The 13,026-nt window shown below is 68.9% G+C and carries 13 protein-coding genes; 10 read left to right on the top strand and 3 right to left on the bottom strand.

From position 1 onward, the window contains the following. Positions 1-11: 11 nt before the first annotated feature. Positions 12-857 (bottom strand): helix-turn-helix domain-containing protein, encoded by an 846-nt coding sequence (locus BIV23_RS11665; protein WP_071380729.1) that lies wholly within the window; start codon positions 855-857, stop codon positions 12-14. Positions 858-1,051: 194 nt separating this feature from the next. Between BIV23_RS11665 and BIV23_RS11670 the strand changes: the two genes are divergently transcribed. The 5 genes from BIV23_RS11670 (at position 1,052) to BIV23_RS11690 (ending at position 5,224) form a co-directional block, all read left to right on the top strand. Further along, a complete protein-coding gene (locus BIV23_RS11670; protein ID WP_071380730.1) occupies positions 1,052-1,495 on the top strand; it encodes an ATP-binding protein in 444 nt (147 codons plus the stop codon). A gap of 185 nt (positions 1,496-1,680) precedes the next feature. Continuing rightward, positions 1,681-2,265 (top strand): Uma2 family endonuclease, encoded by a 585-nt coding sequence (locus BIV23_RS11675; RefSeq protein ID WP_071380810.1) that lies wholly within the window; start codon positions 1,681-1,683, stop codon positions 2,263-2,265. 87 nt (positions 2,266-2,352) lie between these two features. After that, entirely contained in the window at positions 2,353-3,120 is a 768-nt protein-coding gene (locus BIV23_RS11680; RefSeq protein ID WP_071380731.1) for a trypsin-like serine peptidase, read from the top strand. 218 nt (positions 3,121-3,338) lie between these two features. Next, positions 3,339-4,295 (top strand): C40 family peptidase, encoded by a 957-nt coding sequence (locus BIV23_RS11685; protein WP_079173104.1) that lies wholly within the window; start codon positions 3,339-3,341, stop codon positions 4,293-4,295. A gap of 221 nt (positions 4,296-4,516) precedes the next feature. Continuing rightward, positions 4,517-5,224 carry a phosphatase PAP2 family protein gene (locus tag BIV23_RS11690; RefSeq protein WP_071380733.1) on the top strand — a complete coding sequence of 236 codons (708 nt, stop codon included), beginning with the start codon at positions 4,517-4,519 and terminating at the stop codon, positions 5,222-5,224. 31 nt (positions 5,225-5,255) lie between these two features. On the opposite strand, the gene BIV23_RS11695 is transcribed toward BIV23_RS11690, so the two are convergent. Next, positions 5,256-6,812: an FAD-binding oxidoreductase gene (locus BIV23_RS11695; RefSeq protein WP_071380811.1), complete on the bottom strand. Its 1,557-nt coding sequence runs from the start codon at positions 6,810-6,812 to the stop codon at positions 5,256-5,258. A gap of 365 nt (positions 6,813-7,177) precedes the next feature. Between BIV23_RS11695 and pstS the strand changes: the two genes are divergently transcribed. The 4 genes from pstS (at position 7,178) to pstB (ending at position 11,346) form a co-directional block, all read left to right on the top strand. Next, positions 7,178-8,311, top strand: coding sequence for a phosphate ABC transporter substrate-binding protein PstS (pstS, locus tag BIV23_RS11700; RefSeq protein ID WP_071380734.1), 1,134 nt, complete (start codon positions 7,178-7,180; stop codon positions 8,309-8,311). 125 nt (positions 8,312-8,436) lie between these two features. Continuing rightward, positions 8,437-9,444: a phosphate ABC transporter permease subunit PstC gene (gene pstC, locus BIV23_RS11705; protein WP_071380735.1), complete on the top strand. Its 1,008-nt coding sequence runs from the start codon at positions 8,437-8,439 to the stop codon at positions 9,442-9,444. Then, a complete protein-coding gene (pstA, locus tag BIV23_RS11710; protein WP_071380736.1) occupies positions 9,441-10,502 on the top strand; it encodes a phosphate ABC transporter permease PstA in 1,062 nt (353 codons plus the stop codon). Before pstC ends, pstA begins: the two co-directional genes overlap by 4 nt. A 67-nt stretch (positions 10,503-10,569) precedes the next feature. After that, positions 10,570-11,346, top strand: coding sequence for a phosphate ABC transporter ATP-binding protein PstB (gene pstB / locus BIV23_RS11715; protein WP_071380737.1), 777 nt, complete (start codon positions 10,570-10,572; stop codon positions 11,344-11,346). 155 nt (positions 11,347-11,501) lie between these two features. Here the strand turns inward: pstB and BIV23_RS11720 are convergent, their stop codons facing one another. Then, the gene (locus tag BIV23_RS11720; RefSeq protein WP_071380738.1) at positions 11,502-11,942 is read right to left on the bottom strand and encodes an ATP-binding protein; all 441 of its coding nucleotides are present in this window, start codon (positions 11,940-11,942) and stop codon (positions 11,502-11,504) included. A gap of 229 nt (positions 11,943-12,171) precedes the next feature. Between BIV23_RS11720 and BIV23_RS11725 the strand changes: the two genes are divergently transcribed. Beyond that, positions 12,172-13,026, top strand: coding sequence for a helix-turn-helix domain-containing protein (locus tag BIV23_RS11725; RefSeq protein ID WP_071380739.1), 855 nt, complete (start codon positions 12,172-12,174; stop codon positions 13,024-13,026).

Genomic DNA, 13,026 nt, shown 5'->3' on the forward strand with positions numbered 1-13,026 from the left:
CGGGCGCTCCTTCACAGGTCTTTGAGCATGGTGTGGATGAACGACCGTGACTCTTCGGGGGCGAGGGCTGCCGCCTCCATCCGGTCGAGCAGTACGCGGTACTTGGCCAACTGGGCCTCGGCGTCGAGGAACACGGGGCCGTGCGACTGGTCGAGGTTCACCGTGTCCAGCTCGGGCACCGCGCCTTCGGCGTAGTAGATCGCCTGTCCGGAACCCGGGAAGACCAGCGAGCCGAACGGCAGCACCTGGAGCGTGATGCCGGTTCGCTCGCTCATCTCCAGGAGGTACCGGAGCTGACCGCGTGCCACCTGGGAGCCGCCGAACTTCATGCGGAGCGCGGCCTCGTGGACGATCACCTGGTGCGGTGTGGGCGGGTCCCGGAAGAGCACGGTCTGCCGCTTCACCCGGAACGACACCCTGTGCTCGACGTCGGGCGCCGGAAGTTCGGGCACCGCCTGGCGGAAGATCTCGCGGGCGTACTCGGCTGTCTGGAACAACCCCGGCACGTGGATCACCACGGCGGTGCGCAGGCGGGTGGCGTGGTGTTCCAGCTCGGCGAGGTCCAGCAGCGCGGCGGGCAGGACCGCGCGGTACTCCTCCCACCAGCCGCGTGACCGGTCACCGGCCATGTCGCACAGGGCTTGGACGAGGTCGTGGTCGGAGCAGTCGTAGTGGCAGGCCAGTGTGCGCACGCGCTCCGGGCTCACTCCCGCGCGGGCTGCCTCGACGTTGCTGATCTGGTTCTGCTGCACGCCGAGCAGTTGACTCGCCTGGGTGGACGTCAGGCCGGCTCGCTCGCGGAGTTTGCGCAGCTCGGCGCCCAAACGGAGTTGGCGCCCCGTCGGGTTGCTCCTCACCGGTGCCCCACTCTCCTTGTCACCCACATGGATGGCAAATCAGCTCTTTCACGAGAACCGTCTAAGAACTTTAACGCGCGGCGCTACCTTGTCTCTCGGGCCCCGCCCAGAAGTGCCCCGCTCGACGGAGCGGCGACGGTCACTGGGCAATCGAACATCCGCACCTCAACCCCCTTGCCCGGACGGAGACTTCGATGTCCACCGTATCCAAGCCCTGGACCTACACCCTCCATCTCCCGCACGATCCACGCGCACCGGGGATCGCCCGCGCAACCCTCCGTACCGTCCTCGCCGCGCACGATCTCTCCCCGCTCACCCCGACGGCCGAACTCGTGGCCGCCGAGCTGCTCGCCAACGCGCATCTGCACACCGTGGGGCCCTACGCGCTTCGGCTCCTCGGCAGGGAGCCAGGTCGGGTGACGGTGGCCGTCTGGGACACCGATCCCCGGGTCCCGCCTGGCTTCGCCGCCGACGCCGTACCCGAGCCCGTACCGGACGATGACGCGGAAGACGGGCGCGGTCTGCACCTCGTACGCGCCTGTGCCGACTCCTGGGGCGTCTCCGTGCTGCGGGAGCTGGGTGCGTCCAGGGGCGGGAAGCTGCTGTGGGCGGACTGTCAGAGCCGTGGCTTACTGTAATCGTGCCCGATCGGAACGTGAGGAGGTGTGTGCTCATGGTGACGGTGACTGTGCGTGACGTGGAGGCGGGACAGGAGGCCGCCCAGTACCGTGGTTCCAAAGCCGAGCGGGACGTCGGACCTCCCACCGAACCCGCTCGCGCGGCCGAAGACGCCAGCAAGGCGGAAGGACGGAGGCAGCGAGCCATGTCCGTGTCGTCCGGAACGTGGAACGGCCCCCGTCCCCGGCCGGGGAACCTGCGCGAGGTCGCGGAGAAGATCGAGGAAGCGACGGGTCTGCGGGTGCAGGTCCTGGGAGGAAAGCTCGTGATGTCCCCGACTCCGCGTGGCAAGCACGCGGGTGTGGTGTGGTTGCTCCGTCGACAGATCGATGGGCTGCTACCGGAATCATTGGCCGCTTTCGAGGTCTCCTCGATCGCCATGCCGGGAGACCCCGACGATTACGTGACCCCCGACCTGATCGTCCTGCCCAGGGAGTGGATGGACGACGACGAGTGGCTGGCCGACCCCCGGGACACGGCGCTGGCCGTCGAAGTCATCTCCCAGTCGGAGAAATCCCGCCACATCCGCGACACGGCCGACTGGTACGCCGTCGCGCGCGTACCCGTGCTGCTCGTCATCGACCCGCGCACAGCCACCTGGACCCTGCACACCCGGCCTGACAACGGCGCCTACCAGGACGTACTGCCGGGTAAGTTCGGGGAGCCGGTGCCGTTGCCCGAGCCGCTGCACGGCGATGTCGCGACGGGTGATTTCCCCGTCTATGGGTGAGGCTCTGGGCCCAACCGGAGGGTTCACAGGAAAATCTCAGTTAAGTCTCAGCGGGATTCTCATGATCGCGGGGCAGAGTGGAGGCTGATGAAGCGCATCTCACGCATCACGCTCACCTCGCGCCCCGCTCTGCTCGGCGCGGTGGTGATGCTCGCCCTGACTTCGGCGTCCGTTGCGGCCGCGGATGAGGCGTCGGGGCCCCTCGGGGTCACCGCCGACGCCTCGGCGAACCGGCACACCGCACGGATCGGCGTGCTCGTCGGCGCGGATCACGCCAATGATCTCAAGGGCGGCCACTACTGCACGGCCTCGGTCGTGCACAGCCCCGGCGGCGACCTCATCGCCACGGCGGCGCACTGCGTGAGCAGCGCTGACAACGACCTGCTCTTCGTGCCCGGCTACCGGGACGGACACGCACCGTACGGGGTGTGGAAGGTGGGCAAGCGCTACCTGCCGGACGGGTGGTCCAAGGACCAGGACGAGGACAGCGACCTCGCCTTCGCCACCGTCGAGAACGCGAACGGCCGGCACCTGGAGGACGTGGTCGGGGCCAACCGCTTCACGTCCGGTACGGCCACCGGCGCCACCGCCGTGACCGTCGTCGGTTACCCGGACTCCCGCGAGGTGCCGATCAGCTGCACCAACAAGCCGACCCCGCACAGCAGGACCCAGCAGCGCATCGACTGTCCCTCCTTCACCGCCGGCACCAGCGGCAGCCCCTGGGTCAACGGCGACAACCAGGTCGTCGGCATCCTCGGCGGCCACGAACAGGGCGGCCTGACCGACGACGTGTCGTACAGCGTGGTCCTGGGGCGCGAGGCGGCGGAGCTGTACAAGGACGCCACAGCTGATTGATCTTCATGGCACCCGCACGGCGAACCTGATCGACGTGCCCCCTTCGGCTCGGGCGACACCGACGGAACCGGCTACCGCCGCACCGGCATCATGTGTCGGCGCCGCACCGCGAAATGACGCCACATCACGCAAAAAGAGCCTTGAACCGCTCGGGCATGGGGGAAAGTTGACCCGTGCGGAAGGTATGGGTGTTCGGTGGGGCGGCCGTCGGGCTCGGCATGAGCTTCGTCGCGCTGCTCGTGGTCGGGGTCTACGTCGTCGCCGGGAACCTCGCGGGAGGGATGGCCTCGGCAGGCCGGGCGCTGGCCAAGGGCGCCGTACCGGCCGCGTACCAGGGGCTCGTGCAGAAGTGGGGCAACCTCTGCCCGCAGCTCACCCCGGCGCTGCTCGCCGCCCAGCTGTACCAGGAGAGTGGCTGGAATCCGACCGCCGTCAGCCCGGCCAACGCGCAGGGCATCGCGCAGTTCATCCCCGGCACGTGGGCCATCTACGGCATCGACGCCAACGGCGACGGCAAGCGCGACGTCTGGGACCCGGGTGACGCGATCCCTTCGGCGGCTTCGTACGACTGCCAGTTGGCCAAGGACGTGAAGGGCGTGCCGGGCGACGTCTCCGACAACATGCTCGCGGCCTACAACGCCGGTGCGTACCGGGTGATAAAGGCCGGCGGGGTGCCGGCCATCAGCGAGACGCAGGACTACGTCAAGAGCATCCGCAGCCTCTCGCAGAGCTTCGCCGCCCCCGTCACCCGCATCGACCCCAGTCAACAGGCCGCCGGAGCCATCACGTTCGCGCAGAGCAAGCTCGGGACGCCGTATCTGTGGGGTGGGGAGGGGACTGCCGAGCAGGGTGGGCGGTTCGACTGCTCGGGGCTGACGCAGGCCGCGTACGCCAAGGTCGGGATCACGTTGCCGCGCGTCGCCAACGACCAGTACAACGCCGGGCCGCATCCGTCGCGGGATCAACTGCTCCCGGGCGACCTGGTGTTCTTCTCCACCGATCCCAGTGACTCGCGGGCCATCCATCACGTGGGGATCTACGTCGGCGGCGGATACATGATCGACGCACCGCGGACAGGTGCGGTGATCCGGTTCGATCCCATCGACACGCGCGACTACTTCGGCGCCACCCGCGTCACCGCGGATGGCGCAAAAGCGCTCCCCACGGCGGTGTGAAACGGAGCGTGAAACCACCCCCTGAGCTGCGAAGACGAGTCTCTCTTCGGTAACGTCTGGGTGATCTTTCAGTGGAGAGTGGAACGTATGGAGGAGGGCTGTGCGTTCCTGTTGACGTAGCCGAGCGGACGACGTGCAGCGGAAGCGGATCTACGCACCACGGGGGGCAGAAGCGGCGCACATGAGGTGCGTCCGGTAGACGACGAAGGGGCCACAGCACCATGGCTGTACTCGCCGAATCCGGATCGAACCCCGACGTCGGCCTGCTCTACGACATCAACGGCCTGGCCAGGGACGCCCCGCACTGGTTCGACCGGGCGACGGCGTTCGTCGGGGAGTACGGGCTGCTGCTCGCCATGGTGCTGCTGGTGCTGTGGTGCTGGTGGTCCGTGCGGCGCCGGGGCGGGGAGGACGCCGTGTCCTCCGTCGCCGCGCTGGTGTGGGCACCGCTCGCCGCCGGCCTGGCCGTACTCGTCAACATCCCCATCCGGGGGTTCGTGGGACGGCCCCGGCCCTTCGTCGATCACCAGGGGCTCGACGTCCTCGTCCCCGGCAAGACGGACTTCTCCTTCGTCAGCGACCACGCCACCATCACCATGGCCCTCGGTGTGGGGCTGTTCGTCGCCAACCGCCGCTTCGGCGTCGCGGGGATAGGGCTCGCGCTGCTGGAAGGCTTCTGCCGGGTGTACATGGGCGTGCACTATCCGACGGACGTCGTCGGCGGCTTCGCCCTCGGCACGGCCGTCACCCTGCTGCTGTACCCGGCGGCCATGGCCCTGCTCACCCCGCTGACGCGCGCGGTGGAGCGGTCGCCGCGCGCGGGGTGGATCGTGCGGAGCCGGGCCGCGCAAGGGCGCGGGCAGGACCGGGCGTTGATGCCGGGCGCCCGTCCGTCCCTGGAGAACGAGGAGCGGGATCTGGCGGCGTAGTCGGCCGGATCCCGCTCCCGCTCGGGCTTCCTCAGACGCCCTGCGCGTAGGAGAAGAAGCGCTGCGGGTCGTAGCTCTGCTTCACCTTGCCCAGGCGGCTCGCCGCGTCCCCGTAGTAGGCCTTGCGCCAGTTGCCCAGGGTCGGGTCCGTGTAGTTCTGGTACGCGGCGCCGGAGGCGTACGGCTGCATGGCGCCGTGCGCCGACGCCAGCCAGGACTGGGCCGTGCTGCCGGAGGCACCGGCGCCCCAGGACGCGATGTACTGCGTCAGCATGCGCGAGCGGCGGTGGACGAAGGCCGTCGCCGTGGGGCTGACGCGGTTGACCGCGCCGCCGAGGGCCGTGAAGGCGATGCTGCCCGCGCCGCCGCGGACCGCGGCGATCTGCCGCAGCACCGTCTGGATGCCCGCCGCGGACAGCGAGCGGTCGAAGAAGTCGGAGCGGGCCGCGTACGTCTCCCGGGCGAGCGCGCCCTGCGGGGAGCGGCCCGGGGTCGAGCCCGGCAGGTGGCACTGGGCGTCGGAGGAGAAGGAGGTGCAGCCGGCGTAGGCCTCCATCGCCTCCTCGTAGCCCTTGCGGCGCAGGGTGACCGAGGAGGCGTTCGCGCCGGCCAGGTGGGCGAGGCGGTCCACGGCGTTCTGGAGCTCGCCGTACGTTCCCATGGAGAAGCAGGCCACGGAGATGCCGGGCGTGCGGCCCGGGGAGCACTCCAGGTGGAGGGAGGACCAGATCTCGTCGGGCTGGGTCGGGCCCCACTCCTGCCAGGCCTTCAGGACGGCCGCCGCCTTCGACCAGGGCCAGGTCATGTACGCCGTGACCGCCTGCGGCGCCGCGTGCGTCCTGAACTGGAGCTCGGTGACGACGCCGAAGTTGCCGTTGCCCGCGCCGCGCAGCGCCCAGAAGAGGTCGGAGTGCGACGACGCGTTCGCCGTGACCTGGGTGCCGTCCGCCGTGATCACGGTCGCCTGGGTCAGGCTGTCGCAGGTCAGGCCGTAGGCACGGGAGGCGACGCCGTGGCCGCCGCCGAGGACCAGGCCGGAGACGCCGACCGACGGGCAGGAGCCCGCGGGTATGGTCACGCCCTTGGCCGCGAGCGCCCGGTAGACGTCGATCAGCTTGGAGCCGGCGCCGACGACCGCCTGGCCGCCGCTGACCCGGATGCGGTTCAGCCTGGAGACGTCGAGGACGAGGCGGTTGTCACCGGAGGAGTAGCCCGCGTAGGAGTGGCCGCCGTTGCGTATGGAGACCCGGATGCCGTGGGAGTGGGCGTAGGCGAGAGTGGTGCGTATGTCGTCGGCGTGCGCGACGTAGGCGACGGCGGCGGGCTTCAGGGTGTCGAAGCGGGTGTTGTAGAGCTGGTGCGCCGTCTTCCAGGCCGCGTCGCCGGGGCGGACCAGGGTGCCGTCCAGGTCGTGGGCGAGGGCCGACCAGTTCGCGGCGGCGCTCTGGCTGGTGGTCATCAGCGCCGTGCGCGACGATGAGCTCGTGTATCCCGCGGTCGCGGTCGTACCCGAGCCCGTGCTGCACCCGGTCAGTGCGGTCGCGGTCAGTGCGGCCGCGCCGCCCGCGATGAACGTACGGCGTTCCATGCCCATCGTCGTCTCTTGCCTTTCCCCAGTCCCCCCGGACCCCCTTGGTCCTTCCTGGGGTGAGACGGCATGGTGGACGGGAAAGTTCGTAACAGTTCGCACACAGGGAATCGAACGCCGAAGACGTGTGCGCGTAACCCTGCCGTCGGGACCGGCGCGTGCCCTCCCCGTAAGCATTCCGTGACCTAACCAGGCCGATGGCAGGGGTTCACCCCCCGTTCACTTCTGGCCATCGGCGGCTTCACCTGTTCTGCCTAATTTCGGCCGTACCCGATGGGGAGTGCGGCCATGGATGCGCTGAGCTCCCGCGTCAGACAACTTCGCACGCCGCCGTCCGCGGCGGCTCCTGGAAGGAACTCCCGAAAGTGAAGCTTCAGCGCACGAACCGGCTCCGCGCCATCTCCCTCGGCGCGATCGCCGTCTCCGGCGCCCTGGCCCTGACGGCGTGCGGCTCCGACAACACCGGTGGCGGTTCGAACGCGTCGGGCAACCCGTCGTCGGCCGCCAACGCGTCCGCGATCAAGTGTGACGGCGCCAAGGGGCAGCTGCTGTCGGACGGCTCTTCCGCGCAGAAGAACGCGATCGACGCCTGGGTGAAGAACTTCTCCCAGGCCTGCAGCGTGCAGATCAACTACAAGGCCGGCGGCTCCGGCGCCGGTGTCACGGCGTTCACCCAGGGCCAGATCCCGTGGGCCGGCTCGGACTCCGCGCTGAAGCCCGCGGAGGTCGCCGCCTCCAAGAAGGTCTGCTCCGGCGGCCAGGGCATCGACCTCCCGATGGTCGGCGGCGCCATCGCCATCGGCTACAACCTGAACGGCGTGGACAACCTCGTCCTCGACGCCCCGACCCTCGCCAAGATCTTCGACGGCAAGATCAACAACTGGAACGACCCGGCGATCGCGAAGCTGAACCCGAAGGCGAAGCTCCCCGACCTGAAGATCCAGGCCTTCCACCGCTCGGACGACTCCGGCACCACGGACAACTTCACCAAGTACCTGAAGGCCTCCACCCCCGACAACTGGAAGTACTCGGGCGGCAAGACCTGGCAGGCCTCCGGCGGTCAGTCCGCCGCCCAGTCCTCCGGTGTGGCCCAGCAGGTCAAGCAGACCAACGGCGCCATCGGCTACTTCGAGCTCTCCTACGTCGGTGACGGCGTCAAGGCCGCCAGCATCGCCACGGGTGCCGCCCAGCCGGTCGCCCCGAGCACCGACAGCGCCACCAAGGCCATCGCCGCCGCCAAGGTCGTCGGCACCGGCCAGGACCTGTCGCTGAAGCTCGACTACAACACCAAGGCCGACGGCGCCTACCCGATCACCCTGGTGACGTACGAGATCGCCTGCGACAAGGGCAACAAGGCCGACACCCTGCCCACCGTCAAGTCCTTCCTCAACTACATCGCGTCCGAGGACGGCCAGAAGATCCTCAGCGGCATCAGCTACGCGCCGATGCCCGACGAGATCATCGGCAAGGTTCGCACCACCATCGCGGGCCTGAGCTGACCTGATCCGAGAGTGCGGCCCGGTCTCTCCCGCCTCCCCGCGGGACCGGGCCGCACCGTCCGGTGCACCGCCGCCACGAGCCACGCACCCCACCCGGTGCAGGGCTCCGCAGACCGGAGAACCCGATGGACATATCGACGAAGACAACCGACGCATCTCCCCCCGCCCCCCAGCCGGCCACGACCGGGCAGAAGAGCAAGCCGCGCGGCGCGACCCGTGCCGGTGACCGCATCTTCCTCGGCCTGTCCCGCGGCTCGGGCATCCTGCTGCTGGTGATCATGGCCGCGATCGCGGCCTTCCTCACCTACCGCGCGTCCCTCGCGATCAGCAAGGACCACGGGAACTTCCTGACCACCTTCGAGTGGAACACCAACCTCATCCCGCCGTCGTTCGGCATCGCCGTCCTGGCCTTCGGCACCGTGGTCTCCTCGGTGGTCGCCATGGTCCTGGCCGTGCCGGTGGCGGTCGCGATCGCGCTGTTCCTCACCCACTACGCCCCGCGCAGGCTGAGCGGTCCCGTCGCCTACGTGATCGACCTGCTCGCCGCCGTGCCGTCCATCGTCTACGGCCTGTGGGGCGCCCTGATCCTCGTACCGCACATGAACGGCCTGTTCGGCTGGCTCAACGACTACCTCGGCTGGACCGGGATCTTCTCCTGGCAGGGCGGTGCCCCCCGCTCGATGCTCACCGTCGGCATCCTGCTCGCGATCATGATCCTGCCGATCATCACCAACGTGAGCCGCGAGGTCTTCCGCCAGGTCCCGCAGATGCACGAGGAAGCAGCGCTCGCCCTCGGCGCCACGCGCTGGGAGGTGATCCGCATGGCGGTCCTCCCCTTCGGCCGCTCCGGCGTGATCTCCGCCTCCATGCTCGGCCTCGGCCGCGCCCTCGGCGAGACGATGGCCGTCGCCACCGTGCTCTCGCCGACCTTCGACATCCAGTCCAGCCTGCTCGACCCGGGCGGCGGCACCTTCGCCCAGAACATCGCCAGCAAGTTCGGCGAGGCCACGCAGGACGGCCGTGACGCGCTCATCGCCTCCGGTCTCGTCCTGTTCGTCATCACCCTGCTGGTCAACGGCGCGGCCCGCGCGATCATCGCCCGCCGCAAGGAGTACTCGGGGGCCAACGCATGAGCACCGCAGCCGTCACCGACAAGCTGCCGAGCAGCCTGCGCAGCGCACGTCTGCCGAAGTGGTCGCCCTGGGCGATCGCCGCCGGCTCCGTCGTGGTCGCCGTGGGCATCGGCGCGGGCGCGGGGCTGAGCAACAAGGTCGAGTGGGGCCTGATCGCCGCGCTGCTGTTCCTCTTCGCCACGTTCGCCATCGCGACCAAGGTCGAGGGCAAGCGGCAGGCCAAGGACCGCCTTGCCACCTCCCTGGTCTGGGTGGCCTTCCTGCTCGCCGTCATCCCGCTGGTCTCGCTGATCTGGACCACCGTCAAGCGCGGTGTGAAGGTCCTCGACCCCTACTTCCTGACGCACTCCATGGGCGTCGTCGCCGACTCCGAGCCGGGCGGCGGTATCTACCACGCCATCATCGGCAGCCTGGAGCAGGTCGGCCTCGCCACCCTGATCGGTGCCCCGATCGGTGTGCTCACCGCCGTATACCTGGTGGAGTACGGCCGTGGCGGTCTCGCCAAGGCGGTCACCTTCTTCGTCGACGTGATGACCGGTATCCCGTCGATCGTCGCGGGTCTGTTCATCCTCAGCCTGATGCTGATGTTCGACATGCAGCCCTTCGGCTTCGCCGGCTCGCTGGCCCTGGCCATCCTGATGATGCCGGTCGTGGTCCGCTCGACGGAGGAGATGCTCAAGCTCGTACCGAACGAGCTGCGCGAGGCGTCCCTGGCGCTCGGCGTGCCCAAGTGGCGCACCATCCTGAAGGTGGTCCTGCCGACCTCGATCGGCGGCATCACCACGGGCATCATGCTGGCGATCGCCCGTATCGCGGGCGAGACGGCGCCGATCCTGCTGCTGGTGTGGGGCAACTCCTTCATCAACAACAACCCGTTCTCGGGTGCCCAGCAGGCGCTGCCGCTGTACATCTACCAGCAGTACGCGAACAGCTCCGGTTCGACCGCGGCCTACGACCGCGCCTGGGCGGCTTCGCTCACGCTGATCGCCTTCGTGATGATCCTCAACCTGGTGGCCCGCGGCATCGCCCGCTGGAAGGCCCCGAAGACCGGTCGCTGAGCATCAATATGCGGCTACCGCCGCGCGGGGCCCACAGCGACCCCCAGACTTTGGAAGTGAAGTAGCAATGGCCAAGCGAATCGACGTAAGCGGTCTGACCGCCTACTACGGCTCCCACAAGGCGATCGAGGACATCTCGATGACCGTCGAGCCGCGCTCGGTGACGGCGTTCATCGGCCCCTCCGGCTGCGGCAAGTCGACGTTCCTGCGCACCCTGAACCGTATGCACGAGGTCACCCCCGGCGGCCGTGTCGAGGGCAAGGTGCTGCTGGACGACGAGGACCTGTACGGCACGGGCGTCGACCCGGTGTCCGTGCGCCGCGAGGTCGGCATGGTCTTCCAGCGCCCCAACCCCTTCCCCACGATGTCGATCTTCGACAACGTGGCGGCGGGTCTGCGCCTCAACGGCAGCTTCAAGAAGTCCGAGCTGAACGACATCGTCGAGAAGTCGCTCAAGGGCGCCAACCTCTGGAACGAGGTCAAGGACCGCCTGAACAAGCCGGGCTCCGGCCTCTCCGGCGGCCAGCAGCAGCGCCTGTGCATCGCGCGGGCGATCGCCGTGGAGCCCAAGGTCCTCCTCATGGACGAGCCCTGCTCCGCCCTGGACCCGATCTCCACCCTCGCCATCGAGGACCTGATCGGCGAGCTGAAGGAGCGCTTCACGATCGTCATCGTGACGCACAACATGCAGCAGGCGGCACGCGTCTCGGACCGTACGGCCTTCTTCAACCTGGCCGCCGTCGGGCAGCCGGGCCGGCTGATCGAGATCGACGACACGGAGCGGATCTTCTCCAACCCGTCGGTCCAGGCGACCGAGGACTACATCTCGGGCCGCTTCGGCTGATCGCCCCTGATCCCCTCGCGGTGCTGCATGGCGGTGCCACCGCGAGGACGCAAAAGGGCCCGCCCCTGGCTCCCGGGGGCGGGCCCACTGCGTTCCGGCTCGGCCGCCTGCTTCGCCCACCCGCCCACCCGACTCGGTCGGCTGGAAGGGTGCTGTCAGGCGCCCACCTCGAACCACAGCAGTTTGCCGCCCCGATCCAGCGGGCTGTCCCCGAGGGGGAGCCCGCCCCATGAATCGGCGTATTCCTGTACGAGGTGCAGCCCGCGTCCCTGCTCCGCGTTCACCGGAGCGGGCGGTACCCGATCCCGGGGAGGCTCCCCGAAGGGGGCGGGGATCCGCGGATGCCGGTCCCACACCCCGACCCGGATCCGCCCGTCCGCGAGGGCGGTGAGCCGGAGGGATGCGGGGCCGTCGGTGTGCCGGAAGGCGTTGGCAACCAGTTCGGACGTCAACAACTCGACGGAGTCCAGGACTTCGTGTCTGCCGTGCCCGCTGAGCACAGCTCGCACGGTCGTACGTGCGACGCGTGCCGCACGCGGATCGCAGGGCAGGCGAAGCGCGTACACCCAGGTGTCGGGCAGGGATACGGTGCCCATGAAGACCTCCGTCGAGAGAAGGGACTTGGGTTCGCTCAACTGACCACTTCAGGGCGGTGGCTCTGCCTGAGGTAGGTGCGCTTCCGGCTTATGGGCGTGGGGAGTTGGGCGGTACGGGCACTACAGTGGGACCCGAGGGGAGATTCATCTTCCAAATCAGGAAGATGAATCCGCTTTTTGCCTCGTGTGGGTTACGAGAGTGCCGCGTCTCAGCCTGAAAGGACGTGCCTTGCCGCCGGTCAACAATCCCACTCTGCGCCAACGCCGTCTTGGTGCCGAGCTGCGCAAACTTCGCGAGCGATCCGGGCTCACGGTCACCCAGGCCGCAGCGCTCCTGGGTGTCAACCAGGGGCGCGTCAGCATGATCGAGACGGGCCGCAGCTCCCTCAGCGCCGACCGCGTACGGTCGCTGGCCTCCGCGTACGACTGCTCGGACGGGGCCATGGTCGACGCCTTGGCGGCAATGACCGGACGCCGGACGCGCGGCTGGTGGGAGGAGTACCGGGAACACCTCCCGGCCGCACTGGTCGACCTGGCCGAACTGGAGCACCACGCGGCCGGATTGCGGGTGGCCCTCGCGCTGCACATTCCCGCACTGCTACAGACCACCGACCATGCCCGCGCCCTCTTCCGGGCTGTGGTGCCGCCCATGCGGCAGTACGAGATCGAGCACCGCCTCACGCACCGCATGAAACGGCAGGGCATTCTGCACCGGGAAGAGCCGCTCGCATACGCGGCGATCATCCACGAGTCAGCTCTTCGGATGCGGTTCGGTGGTCCTGACGTCAGGTGCGGTCAGCTCAAGCATCTCCTTGACATGAGCGAGTTGCCGCATGTCACCGTCCAGGTGATCCCCTTCGAAGCGGAGTACTACCCGAGCACGGGTCAGTCCTTCGACTACGTCGAGGGCCCGGTTCCGCAGCTCGACACGGTCCAGCTCGACACCCATCACGGTGGGTGCGGATTCCTCGACGGGGAGGCACAGTTGAGTAAGTACCGTGACGTGTTGGATCACATGGAGTCCTGCGCGCTCGGGGCCGCCAAGTCGCGCGACTTCATCCAGAGCCTCATCCGGGACATCTGA

The sequence above is a fragment of the Streptomyces monashensis genome, from assembly GCF_001866665.1.
GTDB lineage: Bacteria > Actinomycetota > Actinomycetes > Streptomycetales > Streptomycetaceae > Streptomyces > Streptomyces monashensis.